The sequence below is a fragment of the Pseudomonas sp. R2-37-08W genome, from assembly GCF_003851705.1.
In the GTDB taxonomy this organism is placed as follows: Bacteria; Pseudomonadota; Gammaproteobacteria; order Pseudomonadales; family Pseudomonadaceae; genus Aquipseudomonas.
The window spans coordinates 254,139-280,456 of sequence record NZ_CP027728.1; the positions used below are offsets into that span (position 1 = coordinate 254,139).

The window sequence follows — 26,318 nt, forward strand, 5'->3', positions numbered from 1 at the left end:
GCTTTCCAAATGTGGGAGGGGGCTTGCCCCCGATGAGGCCCTCAAAGCCACTGCACATCTGCCTACCGCAACCCATCCCGGAACTGCCCCGGCGTCATCCCCGTCCAGCGCTTGAACGCCCGATTGAAGCTGCTGGTATCGGCAAACCCCAACAAATGACTGATCTCGGCCAATGAACACTGCGGATCGCGCAGGTGCAACAGCGCCAGGTTCTGCCGACACTCATTGAGCAGCGCATCAAACCGGCAGCCTTCATCCGCCAGGTGCCGCTGCAGGCTGCGCAGGCTCAAATGCAGCGCCTGGGCGATCCGCTCCGCGCTGGGTTCGCCGTCGGGCAGTTGCGCCTCGATGGCGGCGCGCACCTTGCGTTCCCAGGTCAGTGGTTGCAGTTGGGCCAGGGTGCGCTTGAGCACGGTTTCATTGTGTTCGGCCAACTCTGGGTTGGCGTCGTCCAGGTGGCTGTCGAAGTCGCGGGCGGCGAACTCCAGGCGGTCTTCCTCGGCGCCGAAGAACACCGGTGAGCGAAACACCGTGTGCCACGGCGCAGGGTCGGCCGGTTCCGGGCGCCGCAGGTATACCGCCAGCGGTGCGTAGTCACGCCCCAGGCGATTGCGGCAGGTGCGCACATAGATTGCCGCAAACGCATCGATGGCTTCCAGCGCCGGCGCCGGGCTGCCTTCGGGTTGCAGCAGGCGGAAACGGTAGCCGTCACCGTGACGGCTCAGCTCCAGGCTCAGGGCATCACTGACCACCTGGTGATAGCGCACGATACGCTCGAACACCTCGCGCAGGCTGCCGCTGGCCACCAGCGCATACCCCAACGCATGAAAGGTGGTGGGGCTGACAAACCTCGACACCCGCAAGCCAATCGCCGGATCGCCACTGGCCTGCACCGCCAGTTCCCACAGGCGCGTGGTGGCCGACAACGGGTAGCGCGCATTCGGGTCGTCCATCAACAGCGGGTCGAGCCCGGCCTCGCGGCAGAGCACGGCGCTGTCGAGGCCCAGGGCGTCGAGTTGCTTGCGCAGGGCGCGGGTCCAGCTGGCGAGGGAGGTGGGTTCGGTCATGGCGATTGGCGCTTGCGGTCAACAGGTTGGCGTGCGGAGCTAGCGCCCTGCGCCAGGGTTGGGTGCAGGATGCAGGCATCACTCCACTAGAGAATGGAAGCATGGACGGTACTTGTGCAAGTCCCCAGCAGATGAACGCCCAACAGCGTTCGGCGCATATCCGTGAGGTGGTGCTGGCCGAGGGCGTGCGATTGCGCCAGCGCCACCCCTGGCTGCTGCATCAGGACGCCCTGGGTGCGGGCATCCTGGCGTTTGCGCTGGTCGGCATGCTGGGTTCGGCAGCGCTCTATATCAGCGGCCAGATGGCCTGGTGGGTGTGCCTGCTGCTCAATGCCTTCTTCGCCTCACTCACCCATGAGCTGGAACATGATCTGATCCACAGCATGTACTTTCGCAAGCAGCGCGTGCCGCACAACCTGATGATGGGCCTGGTCTGGCTGGCGCGGCCGAGCACCATCAACCCATGGATTCGCCGGCACCTGCACCTCAATCATCACAAGGTCTCCGGCACCGAGGCCGATATGGAAGAGCGCGCGATCACCAACGGCGAGCCCTGGGGCATCGCGCGCTTGCTGATGGTCGGCGACAACATGATGTCGGCATTGATCCGCCTGCTGCGCGCCAAGACCTGGCGGCACCGGTTCAGCATCCTCAAGCGCGTGGTGCTGGTGTACGCACCGCTGGCGCTGCTGCATTGGGGCGCGTGGTACGTGTTCCTGGGTTTTCATGCCGCCAATGGCATCGCCAGCCTGATGGGCGCGCCCATCGAGTGGTCAGCCGGGACGCTGCAGATGATGCAGGTGATCGACATCGCCGCCGTGGTGATCATCGGCCCCAACGTGCTGCGCACCTTCTGCCTGCACTTTGTCAGCTCCAACATGCATTACTACGGCGATGTGGAGCTGGGCAATGTGATCCAGCAGACCCAGGTGCTCAACCCCTGGTGGATGTGGCCGTTGCAGGCGTTCTGTTTCAATTTCGGCAGCACCCACGGCATCCACCATTTTGTGGTGAAGGAGCCGTTCTATATTCGCCAGATGACTGCCAAGGTGGCGCACAAGGTCATGGCCGAGATGGGTGTGCGCTTCAATGATTTGGGCACCTTTGCGCGGGCCAATCGGCTTGAGCGCCAGGAGCAGCCGCGCAGCGAACTGTCGTTCAGCAAGCGATGAATGCCAACGGCAGGTCGCGGATCTGCTCGCGCGCCGGCGGCTGGTAGTGATCGTCGCTGGTCAATTCATGCAGCAGCTCTTCGCGCAACTGGTGGAATTCAAAGCTGCTGCGCTGGCGTGGATGGGGCAGGGCAATCTCCACGACCTGCTTGATCCGTCCCGGTCGTGGCTCCATCACCACCACCCGGTCGGCCAGGAAAATCGCTTCTTCCACATCGTGGGTCACCAGCACCGTAGTGATGCTGGCGCGGGCGCGGATCGCCAGCAGTTCGTCCTGCATCTGCTGGCGGGTCAGCGCGTCCAGTGCGCCGAACGGCTCGTCCAGCAGCAGAATTCGTGGGCTGGCGACCAAGCCGCGAGCGATCGCCACCCGTTGCGCCATGCCGCCGGACAACTGGTGAGGATAGGCGCGGGTGAAGTCAGTCAGGCCCACCAGTTCGATAAAGTCGGTGATGCGCCGGCTGCGCTCGGCCTCGCTCAAGGGCTCGTTGACCAGACCCAGGCCAATGTTCTGCGCCACCGTCAGCCACGGAAACAAGCGGTGTTCCTGGAACACAATGCCGCGTTCGCCACCGATGCCGTTCACCGGCTTACCGTCCACCTGAATCTCGCCGCGAAACTGCGTATCCAGCCCCACCAGCAAGCGCAGCAGCGTGGATTTTCCGCAACCGCTGGAGCCGACAATCGCAACGAATTCGCCCTCGGCAATCTGCAGGTTGAACTCACGGATGGCCTCCAATTCGAAGCCCTCCACATCGAAAGACTTGCCCACATGGTTGAAGCTGACAATCGGTGCGTTCATGCGTGTCTCCAGCGGGTGGCGCGAGTTTCCAGGCGTTGGCCGACAAGGTTGAGGGTGGCGCCGGTAAGGCCGACCAGCAGCATGCCGCTCATGATCAAGTCCATGCGCAGCAGCTGTTGGGCGCCGATCATCAGGCTGCCGATACCGCCGTTGGACGGCATGAAGTATTCCGCGCCGATGGTGCCCAGCCAGGCGTAGATCAGGCTCAGGCGCAGGCCGGCGAAAATCCCCGCTGCCGCGCCGGGCAAGATCAGGCGGCGCAGCCGTTGGGGCAGGTCCAGGCGCAGCACTTGGGCGGCTTCGCTCAGTTGGGGGGACAGGTTCAACACGCTGCGCTGGGTGGCGACAAACAACGGGAAAAACGCCGCCAGGCCGATAAACACCCACTTGGCCAATTCCCCCAGGCCAAACCAGGCCGTGAGCAGTGGCACCCAAGCGAAGATAGCGATCTGGCGCAACGCGGCGAGGGTAGGGCCGAGTACCCGCTCACTGCGCGGTGACAAGCCCAGCCACAAGCCCACGGCAAACCCCAGGCTGCCGCCCAGGATCAAGCCGCCCAAGGTGCGCCCCAGGCTTTTGCCCAGCGCGCCCGACAGCGTGCCATCCGCGACACCCGAGGCGGTGGTGTGCAGCACCGTCCAGGGGCTCACCAGGATATTCGCGTCGACCCAGCCCTGTTGCGTCGCCACCTGCCACAGCGCGAGCAACAACAGCGGCAGCAGCCACGGCTGCAGGCGTTGCCAGCCGTGGTAACGCGGGCCGCGACGGATCTGCGCCGTGGCCGGATGCGGCCAGTGCACCCAGCGCCGATCCAGCCAACCGATGCCACGGTCCATCGCCACGCCCAGCACGCCGATGACCACGATGCACACAAAGACGATATCGAGCATGAATAACTGGCGCGCCCACACCATCAGGTAGCCGATGCCTTCGCTGGAGGCGAGCAGTTCCACCGCCAGCAGCGACGTCCAACCGGCCGCGAGGGCCAGGCGCACACCGGCCATGAACGCCGGCAGGGCGGCGGGCAGGATCAGCCGGCGGATCAGCAGATGGGTGGGCAGGCGCAGCACCCGCGCGGCCTCACGCAACTGCGGCTGGGCGTCGCGCACGCCGACCAGGGTATGCAGGGTGACCGGCACCACGATGGCCTTGACCAGCACCACCAGTTTCAGCGTCTCGCCAATGCCGAAAAACACCATGAACAGTGGGATCCAGGCCAGGGTCGGCACCTGCGACAGCGCGCTGAATGTCGGAAATACCAGGCGCTCGGCACGCGCGCTGAAGCCCAGCCAGGCGCCGAGCAAGGCCCCGGCGCTGATGCCCGCCAGCAAGCCCCAGCACAAGCGCTGCAGGCTGATCGCCAAATGGCTCCACAACTCGCCGCCCGCCAGTTCCATCGCGCTGCGCCAGACTAGTGAAGGCGGCGGCAGGATCTGTTCGCTCATCCACTGCTGACGGCTGGCCAGCCACCACAGGGCAAACAGCGACAGCGGCAGCAGCCAGTGGCTGAACGACGGCCAGCGCAGGATGGGCGTTGTCAGAGGCTGGCTCAACCGTGCGCTCCGGGCCATTGAGGACTTCCCTTTCGTTATGTGATTTCGATCTTATAAAAACGTAATCAAGATGATTGTGGGATAAGAGAAGTCATTTAAAGCCTGCGCCCGGAACGCATCCAATGCATTCGAAGAATATTTTCGATGCTGTTTATGCATAGGTCGCTGGAGCCTGCGGTTTGGCTCGCATAGTGCTAAAAGCTATAAAATAGTGAATTTATAGTATTTAAAGTTTTCATCGGCCTGTGCCTACTTTCAGCTCCCCGGCGACCGTCGCCCACCAGGAGCTGCGCTTATGAAACTGCCCTTCAAACGTCTGATCACGCTGTTCGCGGGCACCGCACTGGCGGGGCTGGTGCATGCCGCCGAACTCAAGGAAATCCGCATTGCCGTGCCCGACCTCAGCGCTGGCACCCAACACAGCGGTGGCGGCATCACCGATGTGTTGCGCGAACAGCAGATCTTCGAAAAGGCCTTCGCCGACCAAGGCATCACGATTCAGTGGAATTACTTCAAGGGCGCGGGCCCGGTGATCAACGAAGCCTTTGCCAACGGCCAGGTGGACCTCGCCTACCTGGGCGACCTGGCGGCCATTATCGGCCGCTCCAATGGCCTGCAGACCCGCTTGCTCAGTGCAACGGCACGGGACATCAAGCAGTACCTCGGCGTGGTACCGGGCTCGGGCATCAAGACCCTGCAAGACCTCAAGGGCAAGCGCGTCGCGGTGTTTCGCGGCACGGCCAGCCAGTTGTCGTTCGACAGCGCATTGGCCAGCCAGGGCTTGAATGAGAAAGACCTGAAAGTCATCAACCTGGATTTCAACGCGGCCGGTGCGGCGCTGGCCGCCAAGCAGATCGACGCGACCTGGGGCGGCTCGAACCTGACCGCGCTGCAAGCCAAGGGGCTGGCCGAAATAGCCCTGACCACCAAGGACCTCGGCGGTGCCGGCAGCATCCAGGCGGTGCTGGTGGGCAGCAAACAGTTTGTCGATGAGCATCCCGACGCCGTGGCCAAGCTGCTCAAGGCCCAGCAGCAGGCGGTGCAATGGTTGACCGATGACAACAACAAGCAGGCTTACATCGAACTGGTGTCGGGGCTGGCCAGTTATCCGCCGGTGATCCTGACCAATGATTTGAAAGACCAGCAGCTCAGCGCGATTTTCCCGGCAACGCTTGATCCGGTGTTTCTTGGCAAGTTGCAGGATGCAGTGGACTTGGCGTCCAGGGAAAAGCTGATTCGCCGGTCGTTTCAGGTGAGTGACTGGGTGGCGCCTGGGTTGGTGGCGGCGGGGCTTTGAGTATTGTGGTGTCTGGGGTATCGCATCGGGGGCAAGCCCCTCCCACACTTTGAATGTGTTCGCAGTTCAAATGTGGGAGGGGGCTTGCCCCCGATGAGGCCCTTCAAACCGCCACACTCACCTCCTGCCGATCAACTTCCACCAACGTCTCGATCATCGCCTTGGCCGCCGGCGACAAGCGCGACCCGGTACGGCTGACAATCCCGCACCGCGCACTCAGGGTCTCCAGGTTCTGCGGCAGGTTGCGCCAGTGCAGCAGCACCAGCGCACCTCGGGCGATATCCTCGGCGAACGCTTCTTCGGTGCCCACGCCGATGGCATTGGACTGCAGCACAATCTTTACCAGCGCCGGGAAGTGTTCGGTCTGGATGCTCGGTGAAAAGTCCATGCGCCCGCTCAGGTTTGCCAGCAGTTTGCGAATGCCCTGGGAGATCAGCGGCGCGGCCAGCGGGTAGTCGAACATGTCGTTGGTCGACAGGCTGTCCTTGGCCAGCAGCGGGTGCCCCGGGCGGCAGAAAAACACGCCGCGCTTGGGGGTCAGCGCACGGGTCTGGAAGTTCGGGTCGGCTTCGAACTGGCGGATGTCGGCAATGAAGAATTCGATCTCTTCACGGCTCAATGCACGGCTGAGCTTTTCCCAGTTATCCACTTGGAAACTGGTGCGGATTTTCGGGTGCGCGCCGATAAAACGCGCCACCGCATCCGGCACCAACTTCACCGCCGGCGCCGGGCCGCAGCCGAAGCGCAGGTCGCCGGCATCGAGCTTGGTCATGCGCGTGACTTCACTGCTCAGCAAGGCGGCGCCATGCACCAGGGTCAGGGCGTGTTGCAACACCACCTGGCCTTCCGGTGTCGGGCGCAGGTCCTTGTGGCCACGGTCCACCAGCACGCAGCCAAATTCCTGTTCCAGCCCCTGGATACTGCGGCTGAACGCCGGTTGCGTGATGCCCATAGCGTCCGCCGCACGCACAAAACTGCGGTGTTCGTTGAGGGCGATGAAGTAGCGCAGCTGACGAAGATCCATATGCATTCCCGGCATTTGAAAAATAGGTCGAAGGCATTTGCGAGCGACGCAGCTGAGGTTTTAAATGCAAGCTCTTATTCCGTCAACGAAGCATTTGTTCAATTGCTAGATCTAAAAGGCATATGAATAGAGCGTTGACGGGAGCGTTCCACCATCCGCAGGCACATGAGGGTCACTACAATGAGCAACGCCGCATTAGCTGTTCAACCCATCGCCCAGGCACTGGAGATTCATCCGGTTGCCGGCCGCATCGGTGCCGAGATTCGTGGCATCACACTGTCCGGTCACCTCGATGCCGCCACGGTCGAAGCCATCCAGCAAGCGCTGGTGCAGTACAAGGTGATCTTCTTTCGCGAGCAAACGCACCTCGATGACCAGAGCCAGGAAGCCTTCGCCCATCTGCTCGGCGAGCCGATTGCGCACCCGACTGTGCCGGTACGCGACGGCACGCGCTTTCTGATGGAGCTGGACGGCACCCGCGGCCAGCGCGCCAATTCCTGGCACACCGACGTGACCTTCGTCGACGCCTACCCGAAAGCCTCGATCCTGCGTTCAGTGCTGGCGCCAGCCTCCGGCGGCGACACCGTCTGGGCCAACACGGCGGCCGCCTACAACGACCTCAGCGTCGAACTGCGCGCCCTGGCGGATAACCTGTGGGCCATTCACAGCAACGAATATGACTACGCCGCGCGCAAGCCGGACGTGGCGGTGGAGAAGCTTGAGGAATACCGCAAGGTGTTCACCTCGACGGTGTATGAAACCGAGCACCCGGTGGTGCGCGTGCATCCGGTCAGCGGCGAGAAAACCCTGCTGCTGGGGCATTTCGTCAAACGCCTGAAAGGCTACTCCCAGGCCGACTCGACGCAACTGTTCAACCTGCTGCAAAGCCACGTCACCCGCTTGGAAAACACCGTGCGCTGGCGCTGGAACAGCGGCGACGTAGCCATCTGGGACAACCGCGCCACCCAGCATTACGCGGTGGATGACTACGGCACCCAGGAACGCATCGTGCGCCGGGTGACACTCAAGGGCGATGTGCCGGTGGGTGTACAAGGGCAGCGCAGCCAGACCACCAAAGGCCTTTGAATTCACACAGATTCAAATGTGGGAGGGGGCTTGCTCCCGATTGCGTAGTGTCAGCCACTGCACCTGTGACTGACCCACCGCTATCGGGAGCAAGCCCCCTCCCACATTTAGACCTGTGTCGTTCTACCAGACCCCGATCTGCACGACCTTCTCCGCCTCCGGCTCCCCGTAGCGAAACCATTGGCCACGCACTTCAATCTCCGTGTGGCTGATGGTCGTGCGCCGCTTCAACCCACGCAGCCACTCGAACAGATAACCCACGTGTATCTCGCGCACATCCGCATAGGCCGGATCGGCGCCCAGGTCGTGCACTTCCTGCGGGTCGTTTTCCAGGTCGAACAGCTGCGCGCGAAAGCCGTCGTACGCCAGGTATTTCCAGCGCTCACTGCGCACCATGGTCATGCGGCAACGGTCGATCGGCTGGCCCAGGCGCTCGCGGGCCGGAGCCTGGAAGGCGTAGTCGTATTCGGCAATCGCATACTGGCGCCAAGGGGTCGGCTGACCATGCAGCAGCGGGATCAGCGAGCGGCCTTCCAGGCGGTGATCGGCGGCGGGCAGGCCCAGGGCGTCGAGGAAGGTCGGCAGGGCATCGATGGTCTCCACCAGACGCGCGTCCACCGAGCCGCGGCTGCTATCGGCACTGGCGCGCGGGTCGCGCACGATCAAGGGAATGCCCACGGCAGGCTCCAGCAGAAATTCCTTTTCACCGAGGAAGTGGTCGCCGAGGAAGTCGCCGTGGTCGCTGGTGAACACGATCAGCGTGTCATCCCAGCGCCCGTTGCTTTGCAGGAAATCGAACAGTCGCCCGAGCTGGTCGTCGATCTGTTTGATCAGCCCCATGTAGGTCGGAACCACCGTGAGCCGCACCTCGTCGCGAGAGAAATTCACGCTCTCCTGGTGCTGGCGGAACGCCTGGTACACCGGGTGATCGCTGGTCTGTTCCGGTTGAATCGGCGCCTGCACATGCTCGGCGGCGTACAACGCGTGGTACGGCGCCGGTGCGATATAGGGCCAGTGCGGCTTGATGTAGGACAGGTGCAGGCACCAGGGTTGCTCGGCCTGCTCCTGGATAAAGTCGATGGCGCGGTCGGTGGTGTAGACGGTTTCCGAGTGCTGCTCGGCGACCCGTGCCGGCAAACCGGCGTTGCGCATATGCCAGCCGCTGAGCACTTCGCCGTTTTCACCCTGTGCGGCATTGGCCCATTCATGCCAAGGGTTGCTGCCGCCGTAGCCTTGTTCGCGCAGGTAATGCGTGTAGGGCGCGGACTCGCGTTTATCCTCGAACAACGGGCTGTCGGGGTAGATGCCGTCATGACGAAAGTAGGTGTCGAAGCCCACTTCATTCAGCGGCTCGGCCTGGGCGCTTTCAGGGTCGATGTTCACGCGTTGCAGCGCATCCAGATTCGGCGTGGCGTGGGTCTTGCCCACCAGCGCAGTACGGATGCCGTGGGGGCGCAGATAGTCGCCAATGGTCAATTCGTCCAGCGGCAGCGGCACGGCATTCCACGCCACCTGGTGGCTGCTGACATAACGCCCGGTGTACGCCGACATTCGCGACGGCCCACAAATGGTGCCTTGGGTATAGGCCCGGCTGAAACGCACGCCGGCGGCGGCAAGGCGGTCGATATTCGGCGTGTGCAAATGCGCATGGCCATAGCACGACAGGTAATCGCGGCGCAGTTGGTCGCACATGATGTACAGCACATTGCGCACGGGTTGGGGCTGGGACATGAAGGCTCACCGAATGGAGGACAGGTGAGATTTTTTCGCTGTTTGGGTAGGGCGCTGGCAAGTGCATTTGGGGACTGGTTTTAATGCAGCCAATGCATGGGTGTTGCTACCAGCGCCATCGGGGGCAAGTCGAATCGTCGCACCGCCCCTCCCACACTTGATCTGTGAATACCTTCAAAATGTGGGAGGGGGCTTGCCCCCGATGGCGTCGGTTCACACAGCGACATTTTCCAGCGTGCAAATATCTTCATCCAACTCATCTATCTGCTTGATCTGCTCAATCATCGCCTCCGCCAGCGGCGACAACCGATACCCCGCGCGGCTGACGATGCCGTAGCGGGTGTAACGCTCCTCCAGGTTTTCATCCAGGCCGTCGATCGCCAGGCACACCAATTCGCCGCGAGCCATCTGCAGCACGTCGCTGTTGGCGCTGACGATGCCGATGGCGTCCGAGCGCAGCACCACCCCCAGCAGGCTGTAGCCGTTTTCGCATTCGACATTGGGCAGGTAATCCGGTCGACCGCTGAGGTCGACGATGACTTTGCGCAGGTTCGGTGGGCGGATTGTCACGGCGAGCGGATAGCTCATCAGTTCGGCGGCGCTGACGCTGTCGCGGGCGGCGAGTGGGTGGCCGACGCGGCAGCAGAAATACCAGCGGCGCGGGCGCAGGCGATGGGTGTGATAGTCGGGGTTGGCTTCGAAATGGCGGGTGTCGGCGACGAAGAATTCGAACTCTTCGCTGAGCAGGCGTTTGCTCAGGCTTTCCCAGTCGTCCACCTGGAACTGCACGCGGGCCTTGGGATAGCGCCCGATAAAACTGCCGATGGCGCGGGGGATCAAGCCGCCCGCCGGCGCCGGGCCGCAACCGAAGCGCAGTTCGCCCGCCTCGAGGCCGTTGAATTGGCTGATTTCGTTAGCCAGTTGCTGCGCGCCGCTGACCAGGCGCCGGGCGTGTTCGAGCAGCACCTGGCCTTGTTTGGTCGGCGCTAGGTCTTTGCGCCCGCGGTCCACCAACTGGCAGCCGGCGCTGTGTTCCAGGGCCTGGATGCTGCGGCTGAAGGCCGATTGCGACAGGTTCACCGTCAACGCCGCCGCGACAAAACTGCGTTGTTCGGCGAGGGCGATGAAGTGGCGAAGCTGGCGCAGGTCGATATGCATTTTTCACATCAAAAATATCCGGGAAATGCATTGGCTATGCATTAGGTCGACTCCTTATAAAGGCTATCTCTTATGCAGTAAATGTTCGTAAAAACATAAATAAATAACCTAAAGGAATATCAGAGATTGAATATTCCCGGGTTCCGGAGCCGCTCATGAGTCTGTTTACGCCCGCTGTACCTTGCTCTCCCTGGACGCTCAAGCGCCTGCCCTTGGCCCTGTTGCTCGCGGGCAGTGCCGGTTGGACGCCCAGCCACGCGGCCGAGCCGGCGCCTGCGGGCGAAAGCGCCAGTGGTCAGCTGGAGACCGTCACGGTCACGGCCCGGCGGCGCACCGAAAGCGCCCAGGCGGTACCGACGCCCATGAGCGTGGTCGGCGGCCAGGCGCTGGAGAGCCAGCGGGTGTATCGGATTCAGGATTTGCAGCAACTGGTGCCCAGCGTCAACGTCGCCTATATGCATGCGCGCCAGTCCAGCGTGTCGATTCGCGGCCTGGGCAACAACCCGGCCAGTGACGGCCTGGAAGGCAGCGTGGGGTTGTATATCGATAACGTGTACCTCGGCCGCCCCGGCATGGCGGTGTTCGACCTCATGGACATCGAGCAGCTCGAGGTGCTGCGCGGCCCGCAAGGTACGTTGTTCGGCAAGAACACTACGGCGGGGGTGATCAATATCAGCACGCGCGCGCCGAGTTTTACCCCGGAGCGCAGCATTGAAACCTCGTTGGGCGAGGACGGTTATTTCCAGACCAAGGGCACGATTTCCGGGCCGCTGACCGATGACTTGGCAGGGCGTTTTTCAGCCTATCGCACGCGCAGCGACGGCGACATCAAGAACGAGCATGACGGGCACGACCTCAATGGCGGTTCACGCCAGGGCTTTCGCGGGCAACTGCTGTACAAGCCCAATGAGGCGTTCAACCTGCGCTGGATCGGTGACTACAACGAGGAGGATTCCAGCGCGGGTACCCGTGTGCTCTACAGCACCGGGCCGACCATCAACGGTACCAACCTCTACCAGTCCAGGGCCAACGCAGCGGGCGCGACGCTGGTCGACGGCACCCACCGCAAGGTCAATCTGGACAATGACCAGCACGTCACGGTGTTTCAGGGCGGAACGTCGCTGGAGGCCAACTGGACCTTGCCGAGCGATTTCACCCTGACGTCGGTCAGCGCCTACCGCTGGTGGAACTTCACCCCGCGCAATGATGACGGGCTTAACGTGCCGGCCTCGTATAACGCCGGCGTATCGGTGGAAGACAAACAGTGGTCCCAGGAATTTCGCCTGGCGTCACCCCAGGGCGGGTTCTTCGACTACGTGCTCGGCGCCTACTACTTCGGCTCAGACCTGGATAACCAAGCCTTCGCCTATTACGGCCCCAAGGCGGACATCTGGAATGGCACGCCGACCGGCGCGTTGAATAATGTGAGCAGCGTCGGCAACGGGCACATCCGCACCGACAGCTTTGCGCTGTTCGCCCAAGGCACCTGGCACCTGACTGAACGCCTGGATTTCACCGCCGGCCTGCGCGGCACCTACGAAGAAAAAAGTGCCTGGGTGACACGCAATGCCCCGCTCGGCGGCGCAGCGGTCAGCGGCGCGGCTGCCACGGCACGGCGCGGGCGTGCCGGGGCGTATGATTCGGGTGACCTGACGCAATACAGCGCCACGCCGTCGGGCCTGCTCAACCTCAGCTATCACTTCAACGACAACCTGCTGGGCTACGCGACGCTGTCCCACGGCGAGAAGTCCGGTGGCGTCAACCTGGCGGTGGGCTCGGCGCCGACGGCCGGGGCCGACTCGCTGCTGATCGGCACCGAGCGCGCCAACAACGCCGAGTTGGGTTTCAAGAGCACGTTGTGGGATCGACGCCTGCAGCTCAATGCCAACCTGTTCTGGACCCAGGTCAATGGCTACCAGACCAACGCCTACGACCAGGACAACCGTGTGCAATACCTGACCAACGCCGGCTCCGTGCGCTCGCGGGGCGTTGAATTGGAAAGCACCCTGGTGCCGATCAAGGGCCTGACGCTGAATATCAACGGCTCGTTCAACGACGTGAGTTACCTGTCTTACAAGGACGCGCCATGCCCGCCGGAAGTCAGCCTGCGCCCCGGTGCGCCGGCGTCCTGCGACTTGACCGGGCACCAGGTGGTGGGCGCGTCGAAGTGGATTGCCAATGCCAACGGCGAGTACAAGTGGAACCTGGATAACGGCTTTGAACCCTACGTCACCGCCAGTTATGCCTTCCGCTCCAAGGCGGTGGGCACGGTGGAAGATTCCGACTACGGGCAGATCCCCGCCTATGCGCTGGTCAACCTCTCCACTGGCCTGCGCGGCAACTACGAGCAAGGCCAGTGGGATGTGTCGTTGTGGCTGAAAAACGCCTTCGACAAAACCTACTACACCACCCTGTGGACCGGCGGCAACGGCGGTTACGAAGGTCTGCTGGGCACGCCGCGTACCCTAGGCGTGACCGGGCGCTACGACTTCTAGCCCGGTGCGATAGGTGGCCGGGCTGAACACCCGCGTCACCAGCAGCATCGCTACCGCCGTTACCGTGAGCACGACCCAGGCGCTGATGAAGTTGCCGGTGAGTTCGCGCAGCCAGCCGGTCAACCACGGCGAAATCGCGTTGATCAAAAAGCCCACGCCTTGTACGAAGGCCGCCAGTTGCCCGGCCTGGCGTGGGTCGCGGTGATGGTCGAGGGTCAGCAGCAGGCTCAGGGCGAAGCACGCACCCAGCCCAAACCCGCACAAGGCCACCCACAGGTGGGGGAATGCGGTGGGCGCGATGATCAGGCCGAGGTAGCCGAGGGTTTGCGCCAACAGGCTGAAGCCGAGCAGCGGGCGACGGTCGATGCCGCGTTGCGCCAGTACCGGCATCAGCAGCGCGGCGATTACTTGGAAAATGGTCATGAACGCCAGCAACGAGCCGCTGGGCAGTACGCCCCAACCCAGTTGCTGATAGTAGGCGGGCAGCCAGGCCACCATGCTCATGTAGCCGCAATTGACCAGGCCGAAATACACCGCCAGCAGCCAGGCGCGGCGGTTGCGCAGGCCTTTGAAGGCCGGGGCAACCTGTGTATTTCGGGCGGCGCCCAGCGGCAACCCGGCCCATAGCAACAATGCCCCCAACGCCGGCAACAGCCACACGCCCAGGCCCGCCTGCCATTGCTGGAAATACGTGGCTACCAGCGGGCTGAGCAGCGCCGCCAGCCCTCCACCGGCCATCAGCGATGCCGAATACACACCCATCGCCACCGGCACGCGGCGCTGAAATTCGCGCTTGATCATCGCCGGCACCAACGCCTGGATCAGCGCTACGCCCGCGCCGCCGAGCAATGCCGTGACCAACAGCGCCGAGGCCTGGCCCATCAGCCAGCGCGCCAGGCACGCCAGCAAAATCATCACCAGTCCCAGCGCAATACCGCGCCGTTCACCCAGCCGCGCTTCTACCCTCACGCCCACCAGCGCCACCAACCCCATGCACACCACCGGCAAGCTGGTGAGCAAGGCACTGCTCTGAAAGCTCAGGCCGGTGGCTTGGCGAATTTCACCGAGCAGCGGGCTGATGGAGCTGAGGATGGGCCGCAGGTTCAGTCCCAGGACCACCAGGAGGCCCCAGCCTGCGAGCTTGCTGGCGATCGAATGGTTAAACGTCATGCAGGACCTGCCGGAGTGCAAAAAGAGGCAGGGAGTATGCCAGCCGTTGTGCTGGGTCGACAGCCTGAGCACGCCCGTGGTGAGTTGCTTGCCTGGTGCGATGCAAATCCCGTTTGAACCATGCCTTCGCTGAATATTTTGTATGCCGTAAATGCATGCAAGAACAAGCGCTTCGCGCAAAGCCACGGAAGACGCGGGCTTGACGCAGCGGGCCCATTTTTATATTCGCTTTAGATATATCCATAACTGTAAAGATTACTTTAAGAGATAAGCGCTCAACCCCGATGATTCAGCCCTCGACGGCCTTTCAAGCAGGCCTGTCGGTTTTTTGGTCTTGAAGCCGTAGGGAGTGAATCAATGGGCAATGTCCAGACCGCCGCCAGTGCACAAGAGGCGCAATGGCGCCTGGCACCGGGTGGTGAGTTGGTCGACCTTGGCCGGCCGCACCGTGCGCCGTTGGGGCAGTTACGCCTGCAACAGACCCCCAAGCGGTTTTCCAGCCGACGCGAAGGCATTCTGTTGGGCTTGTTGGTGTTGGCCTTGCACGGCGCCGTGATCTATTGGGTGAGCCAGAAGCCCACTCCGGTGCTGCCATTGGTGCCGCCGGAAATTCCGCCGATGACCATCGAGTTTTCCCGGCCGGCGCCACCCGTGGTCGAGCCGCCACCGCCCGTGCCGCCACCACCTGCGGTGGTCGAGCCGCCACCGCCGGTGGTGGATGAGTTGGCCGCCAAGCCGGCGCCGCCCAAACCGATTCCTAAACCCAAACCCAAGCCCGTGCCCAAACCTGAGCCCAAGCCGGTACCCAAGGCTATCGAACAGCCGCCAGCGCCGCCTGTACCCGCGCCGCCGGCACCTGTTGCACCGCCCGCGCCGGCCCCGGTAACGCCCGCTTCGGCCAACGCTGCGTACTTGAAGAACCCGGCGCCGGAATACCCGTCGCTGGCCCAGCGTCGCGGATGGGAGGGCAGCGTGTTGTTGCGGGTGCACGTACTGGCCAGCGGCGAACCGGGTGAGATCCAGCTGCAGAAAAGCAGCGGTCGCCAGCAACTCGATGACGCCGCATTGGCCGCCGTGAAGCGTTGGAGCTTCGTGCCGGCCAAGCAGGGTGACGTGGCCCAGGACGGCTGGGTCAGCGTGCCGATCGATTTCAAGATCCATTAATTATTCAGCTGCACAGAGGGAACACATCATGGCTTTGGCATCTCCACTTGAATCCATTGAAAGCGCGGTGATCTGGCTGTTGGTGGTCTTTTCGGTCGCCACCTGGGGCTTGGCGTTGTTGAAGGGCGTGCAATTCGGGCGCCTCAAGGCCCAGGATCGCCGGTTTCATAAAAAATTCTGGGCTGCCTCAAGCCTCGACGCCGCCGCCGAATTGACCGAAACCCAACCGGGCGCGGCAGCCCGAGTGGCTCATGCCGGTTATGCCGCGATCCAGGTCGGCGATACCCAGCACGCGGCTGACCTGAGCCAGGCCATCAATCATCAGGACCGCCTCGAACGTGCCTTGCGCCAGCAGATCGTGCGTGAACGCCGCTCCCTGGAAACCGGTCTGGCCGTGGTCGCCAGCATCGGCAGCACCTCGCCGTTTATCGGCCTGTTCGGCACGGTGTGGGGCATCATGGAGGCGCTCAAGGGCATCAGCGCCGCCGGTTCGGCCAGCCTGGAAACCGTGGCGGGCCCCATCGGTGCGGCGCTGGTCGCCACGGGCGTGGGGATTGCCGTCGCGGTGCCGGCGGTGCTGGTCTACAACTATTTCCTGCGTCGCCTGAAGCTGACGGCTGCCGATCTGGATGACTTTGCCCACGACTTCTACAGCCTCGCGCAGAAAAACGCCTTCCGCGTGCTGTTGCACCCGGCGCTGACCAAGACCAGCGCCGCCCACCCGCAAAAAGTGAAGGAGGCTTCCTGACATGGCCTTCTCCACCCAGGACAGCGACGAGGTGCTGAGCGAGATCAACGTCACGCCGCTGGTGGACGTGATGCTGGTGCTGCTGGTGGTGTTCATCGTCACCGCGCCGCTGCTCACCAATGCGATTCCGATCAACTTGCCCAAGACCGAGGCCGTGGCCCCGGTCGAGCAGAAAGACCCGCTGGTGGTGAGCATCGACGGTGCCGGCAAGCTGTTTATCAACAAGGACGAAATCCAGCCGGACCTGCTGGAGTTCAAGCTGCAGGCGGCCAAGGCCAAGGACCCCGATGTGCGGGTGCAACTGCAGGCTGACGATGGCGTGAACTACGGCGAAGTGGCGCGAGCCATGGCGTCTATCGAGCGCGCGGGGATAACCAAATTGTCGGTGATTACCGCACGTTAGTGGCAACAAAGCCTCGACGATTTTTGGGCCGTTTCCTTGGCAGGGTGCGGCCTTTTTTTTTGGATGTGGGAGGGGGCTTGCCCTAATGCCAGTCAGTTAAGAAGTAGCAGGAGCGAGAACTAACTTGTGGCGAGGGAGCTTGCTCCCGCTGGGGCGCGAAGCGGCCCCAAACAATGGGACTGCTGCGCAGTCCAGCGGGAGCAAGCTCCCTCGCCACAGGTTCGGTGCCGCCTTAACTGACTGGCATTAGGGCTTGCTCCCGATGGCGGTGTGTCGGTGCCAGATGTGCTGGCTAACACACTGCTATCGGGGCATAGGTATCTACACAATTTTGTAGCAGCCTACTGTAACCACGATGCGAAGCGAGCCGCTCTTGATCTTGCTTTTGATCTAGGCGCCCCGTTAAACCACGCTGGCCGGAATTCGACAGTGATTTGGGGGGTAAACCGGCAGGGATGCCGGTTTAGCCGCCCCGCGCCATGGATGGCGCGTGGCGGCGGCCCCCCAAATCACTGTCGGATTACGGGCACACCGAGCCTGGGCGAGGTGCCGAGTGGTGGGGCAAGAGCGTTTTGCTTACTTTTGCGCTTTTTGTACGGACCGGACACATGGTTGACGGGTGTGCGGGGACATGGTGGACACTTTGCGGCGAGCCAACTTCGTCGGAAAGCCATCATGCCTTGGACTACGAGAGACGCCATGAGCCTGAAAGAAGAGTTCGTTGCCTTAGCACGGAAACCCGGCAGCAACAAACGTGAGTTGTGTCGACGATTCGGTATCAGCCCACAAACAGCGTACAAGTGGCTCAAACGCTACGAGGCGCTGGGTCAGCCTGGTCTGCAAGAGAAATCCCGCAGGCCAGCGACCAGCCCTAAACTGACTCAGACGGCTTTGGAAGCCCAAATCATCGCACTTAGACAGGCCCATCCAGCATGGGGCGGACGCACCATTAGTAGCCTGTTGGAAAAGCGCATTGCTCCCAGCACCGTCACCAATGTCTTGCACCGCCATGGCCTGATTCAACCGCCTCAGAAGGAACATGCGGCGACGTTGCGATTTGAACACGACGCGCCTAATGATCTGTGGCAGATGGATTTCAAAGGACATTTCGCACTGCAACAAGGTCGATGCCACCCCCTGACTCTGTTGGATGACCACTCCCGGTTCAGCCTAGCCATTGATGCCTGTGATAACGAACGGGGAGCCACGGTGAAGGAGAAGATGATCGAGGTTTTTCAGCGCTATGGCTTGCCAGTTCGGATCAACGTTGATAACGGCGCTCCCTGGGGCTCGCCACGCAATCCGGGTGAAGTTTCAGAACTGAGTATCTGGCTGATTCGCCTGGGAATTCGGATCAGCTTCAGCCGTCCTCGCCATCCTCAAACCAATGGGAAGATCGAACGTTTCCACCGCTCGCTCAAAGCAGAAGTGCTTGATGGGCGTTATTTTTCCACACTGATGGAGGCTCAATCGGCTTTTGATCAATGGCGTGAGGTTTATAACCTGCAGCGCCCTCATCAGGCGCTGGGTTACAAGGTGCCTATGGACCGCTATCGGAGCAGTCCCTGGGCGTATCCACAGCAATTGTCGGAATTTGAATATGGCCCAGATGATGTGTTGGCTAAGGTTTATGACAGTCGATTTCGCTTTCAGAAACGCTACTTCAGCATCGCCAAAGGTCTGCGTGGACAACACATCGCAATACGTCCTAACGCTGAGAGAGATGGCTTATTTGACGTCTACTTCTGTCACCAATTTCTACGGACCTTCGACGTGAATAATCCTGACTACGGGGCATAATGTGTCCACTATGTCCCGCACAGGTGTCAACCATGTGTCCGGTCCGTACACGCTTTTCAAAAGTGAGACGCCGTAAGGGCGGAACCCTAAGCCGCCGTTACCGCAGCAACGGATATGTACTCGCTCTGATCCAGCATCCTGGCCGGCTGTCAGGCCGCTATCGGGGGCAAGCCCCTCCCACATTTGATCATTATTGGTTATGGAATTTTGTTATTAATAAATAGCTTCTTATTCCTTAACGAATATAAACCGCGTCCCTATACTGGTCAGCAACGTTAAACGCTGCAGGAGGGCACACCCATGCACAGCGAATCGATTCGTTACCTGATCGTGCCGGGCTGGCAAGGATCGCCAGAAGATCATTGGCAAACTCACTGGCAGAACAGCCTGCCCAACAGTGCGCGCGTGGAGCAGGATGACTGGCTGACCCCGCGCCGCGAAGACTGGGTGGCGGCGTTGGCCGAGGCCATCGCCGCCGACAGCACGCCGGTGATCCTGATCGCCCATAGCCTGGGTTGCATCACCGTGGCGCATTGGGCGGCCACCGCGCCGGTGAATTTCCTGCGCCAGGTGCGCGGTGCCTTGCTGGTGGCCCCGGCGGATGTCGAACGTCCGGCCTGCGCCCCGGCCCTGCGCAACTTTGCGCCGATTCCTACCGACCTGTTGCCGTTTCCCAGCCAAGTGGTCAGTTCCGACAACGACAGTGCCGTCAGCGCGCCACGGGCGTTGGAGCTGGCGCGTCACTGGGGCGCCGAAGCCGGCATCCTGTCGGGGCCGGGCATATCAATGTGAAGTCCGGGCACCAACGTTGGGAACAGGGTTTCGCGTACCTCTATCGCCTGCAAAATCGCCTCGAGCATCACGCTCGGCGCCGTGCATAACCTATTTCAACGCCCTGTCCCTGAGTGGATGGGGGCGGGAGCCTGCCATGAGTCTGCATGAAACCTACGGCCAGCCATTGCTGACCTTCCCCGATGCCGAAAAAAGCCCGCTGAGCATCCGCGCCAAGGCGCTGGTGTTCGTCGACCCACGTTCGCGGCAGCTGCGCGAAGAGCTGGAAAATCTCGCACCGCGTGCGCTGCCCGTGTTGATTCGCGGCGAGACCGGTAGCGGCAAAGAGCTGCTGGCGCGGCATATTCACCGTGGCAGTGATCGCTCGGGCTTGTTTGTGTCGGTCAATTGCGGCGCGATCAGCCCGACTTACGCCGACGCGGAGCTGTTCGGCTATGCCGCCGGCAGCCATAGCGGCGCGGCGAGCAGCCGGGCGGGGTGGTTCGGTTCGGCCAATGGCGGCACGCTGTACCTGGACGAAATCGGCGATTTGCCGTTGCCGATCCAGGTCAAATTGCTCGCCGCCCTGGAAAACCACGAAGTCACCCGCGTCGGCGCCCACCAACCCAGCCCGGTGGACGTGCGCCTGGTGGCCGCCACCAGCATCGACCTGGCCCAGGCGGTGGCAGCGGGCAAGTTCCATGAGCGCCTGTTCCATTATCTGAGCGAAGGTCAATTGGACCTGCCGGCATTGCGCGAGCGGGTCGGCGACATCCTGTCCCTGGCCGAATACTTCCTGGGCATCTACAGCCAGCGCCTGGAACTGCCGGTGCCGCTGATCAGCGACGCCGCCCAGCGCGTGCTGGAACGTCATAGCTGGCCGGGCAATACCCGCGAGCTGGAAAACGTTATCCACTTTGCCCTGTTGGTGAGCAGCGGCGATGAGATTCTGCCCGAGCATCTGAACCTGCCCGCCGCCGGCTCGCCGTTGGAGCAGGTGCAGCGGATTTTCGCGAACGCCAGTCCCACCGAACGGGAGACGCTGCGTACCTTCCTGTATGAGCAAAATGGAATATCAACGTGAATAAAAGATATTGTTCGGGAATAAAAAACTTAGGTATTGTCCACTCCACGCCGCGATAGCACTTCGCTGGCACTCCACATAAAAACGGTCGTTAGAAGGACATTGCATGAAAAAGGTTCTGTTGTTTACCGCACTGGCGGCTGCCCTGACTGCCAGCTTCGCCCAGGCCAACGAGAAACTGGTGGTGGCCGCCACCCCGATCCCGCACGCCGAGATCCTCGAGCTGATCAAACCAGCCCTGGCCAAGGAAGGCGTAGACCTGCAGATCAAAGTCTTCACCGACTACGTACAACCGAACGTGCAAGTGGCCGAGAAGCGTCTGGACGCCAACTACTTCCAGACCCTGCCGTACCTGGAGAACTTCAACAAGGGCAAGGGCACCAACCTGGTGACCGTAGTCGGTGTGCACGTTGAACCGTTCGGCGGTTACTCGAAAAAGATCAAAAATATTTCCGAGCTCAAGGATGGCGCCACCGTGGCTATCCCGAACGAAGGCTCCAACAGCGGCCGCGCCCTGTTGCTGCTGCAGAAAGCGGGTGTGATCACCCTCAAAGACCCGACCAATGCCCTGGCCACGCCGAAAGACATCGCCAGCAACCCGAAAAACCTGAAATTCAAGGAGCTGGAATCAGCCCTGCTGCCACGCGTGCTGGACCAGGTTGACCTGGATCTGATCAACACCAACTACGCGCTGGAAGCCGGCCTGAACCCAGCCAAAGACGCGCTGATCATCGAGGACGCCAAGTCGCCCTACGTGAACTTCCTGGTCGCTCGCCCGGACAACAAGGACAGTGACGCGATCCAGAAACTGGCCAAGGCCCTGACCAGCCCCGAAGTCAAAGCCTTCATCGAGAAGAAGTACAACGGCGCGGTCGTGCCAGCGTTCTGATGTAAGTTAAAACCCCCTTCAAGGTTTCAACGCCGGTGGCTAATAAAGCGCCGGCGTTTTTTTGTGACAGATACAGGGCGCCGAAGTGAGGCGTTAAGTTGTGGAGCGCAACTTTATACCCGTTACATTAAGGGAGTTTATTGGTTTTGTTTGTGGATTAGTTCCATTGAATGTTTTCTTGAATTGCCGGCTTATGTTTCTTAAATAATCTTACATTTGTATCTTTGTTTTTTTGTTTTTTTACCCGCAGGCTTGGAGTCGATGAAGGAATTAACGCATGGAGGCGCCGGCAAGTGTTGTCAGCTTTTTGGAGCCAATAGTTATGACTCAGCATGTATCTTCGCATCAACTGCTCACCACCTCCCCAAGCATGAGTCCGGTAGCGGCCCAGCCCCAGAGCCCTAAGAGCTTTGAATCCACCTACCCTCTAAGCGAATTCAAGCCCGTCCCGAACAATATCCATATGGTGTGGGTGGGCTCGGAACCAAGCGCCAAGCAGGATGAATACTTGCGTCAGTGGGCAGCCAAGAACCCTAACCATGAAGTCACGCTTTGGGTGGATTCCACTCAATTTGATGCTTACGCCACGAATAAGTCCACGCAGGCAAAAGCGGAAGCTATTTATCCAGGCTATCAATCAGAGCGTCCCATTCGCGGTTTATTCAGCCAGCTCAAAGTGACTACGGAATCTCCCAGGCAGCGTAAAGCTGCAGAACAGTCACAAGTCATCAGCGAGTTGAACAAAGAGCTGTCTGCCTCAAGTAACAAACAGTTGAAAGCGCTACTGCTGCCCGAGGGTGGAAACGTGACACCTGCTAACGCTCGGCAGGTACTTGACGGATTTGAGCGTTACGCGCAGCGCACCGACGATAAGTTTTATCAAGCAGAAGCCGTGATTCTGGACCAGACGACAAAATCCTGGGACCGTTACGCGAGTAACCCTCCCCGTGATATCAGTACGCTGACGAGTTTAAAAGAGCGGTTTGCCGATCAAAAGAACATTCAGATTCGTGACCTGAGCAATCCCTCGGACATTCGATTACAGAACAAAGACGTGTATCAACACGAAATTATCGGACGCAACGGTGGCTATGCTGCAGCCTCGGACGTGGCACGTTATGAAATCGTCAATCGTTATGCGGGCACTTATACGGATATTGATCTGGAGAGCGTACGACCCCTCGATGGCGCACTGCATGCCCATCCCGATTTAATGCTGGTCGGCATGGCTGAAGGCAAAAATGACGCAAAGGGCAGCGCCACCCCTTATTTCGCCAACGCCTTATTTTCCAGCCATGCCCAGAGTGCGATGCTGTCCAGCCTGATTGATGACATCGGCAACAACTACCGTTCCATGAAGGGCAATGAGTACGGCGGTGACCGTTACTTCAGTCGCCCGAATAAAAGCACTATTGAAACCACCGGCCCCAATGCATTACGCGGGCACGTCGACAAAGTGATACAGCAAGCGAAGGGGCAGCCGGATCTGGTGCGCAGCGACGCCCGCTCTCTGGCTGATCGAATATGGGACAAAGCAAAGCCGCAAAACGAAGAGTACTGGAAACTCGTGGATTCCCATTTCAAATTCCCCGACAACTACGTCAATTTTGAGACCGAAGAGCAGCAAAACAGCGCTACCAAAGCAATGGCCGGTGGCGGCCAGCCCGACACGCTGAAGAGGGGCTAAATAGTGTTGAGAGCCTTGCCTGTCGGCAGGGCTTTTTTTATCGAAGCGTTCACGTCTTGCACTTGGTTGAGTAATCCCCAATAGGTTAGCTATTTGGGTGATATTGATATGCTATTTCGGTATTTAAATTTTGCTTTTTATACCTTTAAAGTTCGCGCTACCCGACGTTATCCACGCCGGAACGGACTGCGCTCGCGGCATTACCCATGCGGCGATTTGGACTGCACATGACCTTCGATTTCGCATTTATTTTCAGCACCTTGCCGGCGTTTCTCCAAGCGGTCGGGGTGACGCTGCAAGTGGGTCTGATCGCCATTGCCACCTCCTTGCTGGTGGCGCTGATCAACGCGGCGCTGCTGGTGTTTCGCACGCCGTACCTGTCGCGGCTGGTGGCGCTGTATGTAGAGCTGGCGCGTAACACGCCGCTGCTGATTCAACTGTTCTTCGTGTATTTCGCGCTGCCGGCCCTGGGCTTGAATATTTCCGGATTCTGGGCGGCGATTCTCACCATGACCTTCCTTGGCGGCGCGTACCTCACCGAAGTGCTGCGCGCCGGTGTGGATGCGGTGCCACTGGCGCAGATCGAGTCGGGCAAGTCCATCGGCCTGTCCGACTGGCAACTGCTGCGCCATGTGATTCTGCCCCAGGCCGGCATCCTCAGCCTGCCGGCGCTGTTCGCCAATTTTATCTTTCTGCTCAAGGAGACCACGGTGGTTTCCGCTGTGGCGGTGCCCGAGATTCTCTACACCACCAAGAGCTACATCGCGCTCTACTACAAGACCTACGAAATGCTCGCCGTATTGACGCTGATCTGCGTGCTGCTGTTCTTGCCGTTGTCGCTGTTGCTCAGCCGCTTGGAAAGGAGGCTCCAGCATGGCCAGTTCGGGTCTTGAATTGTTATGGGTGTCGTTGCCGCAACTGGGCAAGGGCGCTGCGCAAACCCTGTCGATTTCGCTCTTGAGCATCGCCTTCAGCACGGTCGGCGGCGTGTTGTATGGCGTATTGCGCACCTTGGACAACCGCGTGATCAATGCGCTGCTGCGGGTTTACCTGGAGCTGTTTCGCGCCATCCCGGTGCTGGTCTGGCTGTACCTGTTGTTTTTCGGCCTGCCGATCTTCTTCGGCCTGAGCATCCCCAGTTTCTGGTGTGCGGTGCTGGTGTTGTCGTTGTGGGGCGCCAGCGAAGTCGGCGAAGTGGTGCGCGGCGCCTTGCATTCGCTGCCCCGTGGCCAGCGCGAAGCCGGCTTGTCGATCGGGCTGTCCGACCCGCAGCTGTACGGCTACGTGCTGCTGCCCCAGGCCCTGAAACGCATGACGCCGCCGACCATCAATGTCTACACGCGGATCATCAAGACCAGCTCCCTGGCGGTGCTGATCGGCGTGGTGGATGTGATCAAGGTCGGCCAGCAAATCATCGAGCGCACCTATGAGTCGGTGTTGATCTACGGCGCGCTGTTCCTGTTTTTCTTCTTTATCTGCTACCCGTTGTCGGCCGCCTCCAAGGTGCTGGAACGGCGCTGGACCCAAGCATGAGCGCATTGATCGAGTTTCAGGGTTTCAACAAATTCTTCGGCGAACAGCAGGTGCTCAAGGGCATCGACCTGAGCGTGCACAGCGGCGAGGTGGTGGTGATCCTCGGTCCCAGCGGTTGCGGCAAAAGCACCTTGCTGCGTTGCCTCAATGGCTTGGAAGTGGCTCACAGCGGGCACTTGCGGTTCGCCGGTAACGAGCTGTTGGCAAAACATACCGACTGGCGCCAGGTGCGCCAGGACATCGGCATGGTGTTCCAGAGCTACCACCTGTTCCCGCACATGAGCGTGCTCGACAACATTCTGCTCGGCCCCTTGAAGGTGCAAAAGCGCGACCCGCGTGAAGCGCGCGAGCAAGCGGAAAAACTGCTGGCGCGCGTGGGTCTGGCCGACAAGCGCGACGCCTTCCCTCGCCAGCTTTCCGGCGGCCAGCAGCAACGCATCGCCATCGTCCGTTCGCTGTGCATGAACCCGCAGGTCATGCTGTTTGACGAAGTCACCGCCGCCCTCGACCCGGAAATGGTCAAGGAAGTGCTGGAAGTCATCCAGGACCTGGCCCGCGACGGCATGACCCTGCTGATTGTCACCCACGAAATGGCCTTCGCCCGCGCCGTCGCCGACCGCGTGGTGTTTATGGAGGCCGGTCGCATCCTCGAACACAACACCCCCGAGGCATTCTTTACGAACCCGCAAACCGCACGCGCGCAGCAGTTCCTGGAGAAGTTCTCCTTTGTTTCAACACTGCCCAGAAAGATCAAGGAACCGGAGCTGCTATGAAAAAGTTACTGCTGCCACTGTTTGCCGTCGCGTTACTGGCCGGCTGCGATAAGAAGGCCGAAGAGCCTGCCAAACCTGCCGCCAGCGCGGTGAGTGCCATCGACAAGATCAAGGCCCGCGACAAGCTGATCGTCGGCGTCTTCACCGACAAACCGCCGTTCGGCTTCGTCAACGAAGCCGGCCGCTACGTCGGCTTCGATACCGACATCGGCCGCCAATTCGCCAAGGACCTGTTGGGCGATGAAAACAAAGTCGAGTTCGTCGCCGTGGAGCCGGCCAGCCGTATCCCATTCCTGCAAAGCGATAAGGTCGATCTGATCCTCGCCAACATGACCGTGACCCCTGAGCGCAAGGAAGCGGTGGACTTCACCAACCCCAACCTGAAAGTCGCGGTACAGGCACTGGTGCCGAACGACAGCCCGGTCAAGAACCTGGATGACCTGGCCACCCGCACCACCATCGTCACCACCGGCACCACTGCCGACATCTGGCTGACCAAGCACCACCCGGACTGGAAACTGCTCAAGTTCGAGAAAAACTCCGAGTCGCTGCAAGCGCTGTCGGCCGGCCGTGGCGATGCCTACGCCCAGGACAACCTGGTGCTGTTCAGCTGGGCCAAGCAGAACCCCGGCTACCGCGTGCTGGAACAGAAGCTCGGTGACGAAGCACCGATTGCCCCGGCGGTGAAGAAGGGCAATATCGAACTGCGCGACTGGGTGAACGCCGAGTTGGCGAAGTTGGGCGAAGAGAAGTTCTTGCTCAAGCTCTATGACCAATATGTGCGTAAAGAGCTGAGCGATGACACCAAGCCTGAGAGTGTGATTGTTGAAGGCGGGAAGTGGCAGGGCTGAGGCCTGGCTTTTGTGTTGGCTGTTCTGCCGCCATCGGGGGCAAGCCCCCTCCCACACTGG

Annotated in this window: 22 protein-coding genes and 1 pseudogene; 16 read left to right on the plus strand and 7 right to left on the minus strand. The window is 61.0% G+C overall.

Annotated elements, in window-relative coordinates; genetic code table 11:
* Positions 1–62: 62 nt before the first annotated feature.
* Positions 63–1,067 carry an AraC family transcriptional regulator gene (locus C4J93_RS01030; protein WP_124428356.1) on the minus strand — a complete coding sequence of 335 codons (1,005 nt, stop codon included), beginning with the start codon at positions 1,065–1,067 and terminating at the stop codon, positions 63–65.
* Positions 1,068–1,168: 101 nt separating this feature from the next.
* Here C4J93_RS01030 and C4J93_RS01035 point away from each other — a divergent pair, with 101 nt between their 5' ends.
* Complete coding sequence (locus C4J93_RS01035) at positions 1,169–2,239, plus strand: fatty acid desaturase (protein WP_124369177.1); 1,071 nt, start codon at positions 1,169–1,171, stop codon at positions 2,237–2,239.
* On the opposite strand, the gene C4J93_RS01040 is transcribed toward C4J93_RS01035, so the two are convergent.
* Positions 2,226–3,041, minus strand: coding sequence for an ABC transporter ATP-binding protein (locus tag C4J93_RS01040; RefSeq protein WP_124428357.1), 816 nt, complete (start codon positions 3,039–3,041; stop codon positions 2,226–2,228). The two genes, C4J93_RS01035 and C4J93_RS01040, sit on opposite strands and share 14 nt — an antisense overlap.
* Positions 3,038–4,612: an ABC transporter permease gene (locus tag C4J93_RS01045; RefSeq protein WP_124428358.1), complete on the minus strand. Its 1,575-nt coding sequence runs from the start codon at positions 4,610–4,612 to the stop codon at positions 3,038–3,040. The genes C4J93_RS01040 and C4J93_RS01045 overlap by 4 nt, the downstream gene beginning before the upstream one ends.
* A 277-nt stretch (positions 4,613–4,889) precedes the next feature.
* Here C4J93_RS01045 and C4J93_RS01050 point away from each other — a divergent pair, with 277 nt between their 5' ends.
* The gene (locus C4J93_RS01050) at positions 4,890–5,891 is read left to right on the plus strand and encodes an ABC transporter substrate-binding protein (protein ID WP_124360753.1); all 1,002 of its coding nucleotides are present in this window, start codon (positions 4,890–4,892) and stop codon (positions 5,889–5,891) included.
* Positions 5,892–5,994: 103 nt separating this feature from the next.
* On the opposite strand, the gene C4J93_RS01055 is transcribed toward C4J93_RS01050, so the two are convergent.
* Complete coding sequence (locus C4J93_RS01055) at positions 5,995–6,915, minus strand: LysR family transcriptional regulator (protein WP_124360754.1); 921 nt, start codon at positions 6,913–6,915, stop codon at positions 5,995–5,997.
* A gap of 180 nt (positions 6,916–7,095) precedes the next feature.
* On the opposite strand from C4J93_RS01055, the gene C4J93_RS01060 reads away from it, so the two are divergent.
* The gene (locus C4J93_RS01060; protein WP_124365392.1) at positions 7,096–8,001 is read left to right on the plus strand and encodes a TauD/TfdA family dioxygenase; all 906 of its coding nucleotides are present in this window, start codon (positions 7,096–7,098) and stop codon (positions 7,999–8,001) included.
* Positions 8,002–8,124: 123 nt separating this feature from the next.
* Here the strand turns inward: C4J93_RS01060 and C4J93_RS01065 are convergent, their stop codons facing one another.
* On the minus strand, positions 8,125–9,732 hold the full coding sequence (locus tag C4J93_RS01065; protein ID WP_124428359.1) for an alkaline phosphatase family protein: 1,608 nt from the start codon (positions 9,730–9,732) through the stop codon (positions 8,125–8,127).
* Positions 9,733–9,945: 213 nt separating this feature from the next.
* On the minus strand, positions 9,946–10,890 hold the full coding sequence (locus C4J93_RS01070) for a LysR family transcriptional regulator (protein WP_124428360.1): 945 nt from the start codon (positions 10,888–10,890) through the stop codon (positions 9,946–9,948).
* Between the two features lie 155 nt (positions 10,891–11,045).
* Between C4J93_RS01070 and C4J93_RS01075 the strand changes: the two genes are divergently transcribed.
* Positions 11,046–13,385 carry a TonB-dependent receptor gene (locus C4J93_RS01075; RefSeq protein ID WP_124428361.1) on the plus strand — a complete coding sequence of 780 codons (2,340 nt, stop codon included), beginning with the start codon at positions 11,046–11,048 and terminating at the stop codon, positions 13,383–13,385.
* Here C4J93_RS01075 and C4J93_RS01080 read toward each other — a convergent pair.
* A complete protein-coding gene (locus C4J93_RS01080) occupies positions 13,356–14,555 on the minus strand; it encodes a CynX/NimT family MFS transporter (protein ID WP_124428362.1) in 1,200 nt (399 codons plus the stop codon). The two genes, C4J93_RS01075 and C4J93_RS01080, sit on opposite strands and share 30 nt — an antisense overlap.
* 357 nt (positions 14,556–14,912) lie before the next feature.
* Between C4J93_RS01080 and C4J93_RS01085 the strand changes: the two genes are divergently transcribed.
* The 12 genes and pseudogenes from C4J93_RS01085 to C4J93_RS01145 all read left to right on the plus strand — a co-directional run bounded on the left by C4J93_RS01085 (position 14,913) and on the right by C4J93_RS01145 (position 26,258).
* A complete protein-coding gene (locus tag C4J93_RS01085) occupies positions 14,913–15,719 on the plus strand; it encodes an energy transducer TonB (protein WP_124428363.1) in 807 nt (268 codons plus the stop codon).
* Positions 15,720–15,744: 25 nt separating this feature from the next.
* Positions 15,745–16,467 carry a MotA/TolQ/ExbB proton channel family protein gene (locus tag C4J93_RS01090; RefSeq protein ID WP_124365087.1) on the plus strand — a complete coding sequence of 241 codons (723 nt, stop codon included), beginning with the start codon at positions 15,745–15,747 and terminating at the stop codon, positions 16,465–16,467.
* 1 nt (position 16,468) lies between these two features.
* On the plus strand, positions 16,469–16,870 hold the full coding sequence (locus C4J93_RS01095) for a biopolymer transporter ExbD (protein ID WP_124360761.1): 402 nt from the start codon (positions 16,469–16,471) through the stop codon (positions 16,868–16,870).
* A 675-nt stretch (positions 16,871–17,545) separates the two neighbouring features.
* Complete coding sequence (locus tag C4J93_RS01105) at positions 17,546–18,670, plus strand: IS481 family transposase (RefSeq protein WP_124428365.1); 1,125 nt, start codon at positions 17,546–17,548, stop codon at positions 18,668–18,670.
* A gap of 300 nt (positions 18,671–18,970) precedes the next feature.
* Positions 18,971–19,551 (plus strand): annotated as a pseudogene (locus tag C4J93_RS01110) (alpha/beta hydrolase).
* Between the two features lie 47 nt (positions 19,552–19,598).
* Positions 19,599–20,525 (plus strand): sigma 54-interacting transcriptional regulator, encoded by a 927-nt coding sequence (locus C4J93_RS01115; protein WP_124360763.1) that lies wholly within the window; start codon positions 19,599–19,601, stop codon positions 20,523–20,525.
* A gap of 106 nt (positions 20,526–20,631) precedes the next feature.
* A complete protein-coding gene (locus C4J93_RS01120) occupies positions 20,632–21,414 on the plus strand; it encodes a MetQ/NlpA family ABC transporter substrate-binding protein (protein WP_124428366.1) in 783 nt (260 codons plus the stop codon).
* A gap of 322 nt (positions 21,415–21,736) precedes the next feature.
* A complete protein-coding gene (locus C4J93_RS01125) occupies positions 21,737–23,101 on the plus strand; it encodes a TcdA/TcdB catalytic glycosyltransferase domain-containing protein (RefSeq protein WP_164485223.1) in 1,365 nt (454 codons plus the stop codon).
* A gap of 227 nt (positions 23,102–23,328) precedes the next feature.
* Entirely contained in the window at positions 23,329–23,994 is a 666-nt protein-coding gene (locus C4J93_RS01130; protein ID WP_124428368.1) for an amino acid ABC transporter permease, read from the plus strand.
* Positions 23,975–24,634: an amino acid ABC transporter permease gene (locus tag C4J93_RS01135; protein WP_124428369.1), complete on the plus strand. Its 660-nt coding sequence runs from the start codon at positions 23,975–23,977 to the stop codon at positions 24,632–24,634. The genes C4J93_RS01130 and C4J93_RS01135 overlap by 20 nt, the downstream gene beginning before the upstream one ends.
* Complete coding sequence (locus C4J93_RS01140) at positions 24,631–25,407, plus strand: amino acid ABC transporter ATP-binding protein (RefSeq protein ID WP_124360767.1); 777 nt, start codon at positions 24,631–24,633, stop codon at positions 25,405–25,407. The genes C4J93_RS01135 and C4J93_RS01140 overlap by 4 nt, the downstream gene beginning before the upstream one ends.
* Entirely contained in the window at positions 25,404–26,258 is an 855-nt protein-coding gene (locus C4J93_RS01145; protein WP_124360768.1) for a transporter substrate-binding domain-containing protein, read from the plus strand. The genes C4J93_RS01140 and C4J93_RS01145 overlap by 4 nt, the downstream gene beginning before the upstream one ends.
* The last annotated feature ends 60 nt before the right edge of the window (positions 26,259–26,318 follow it).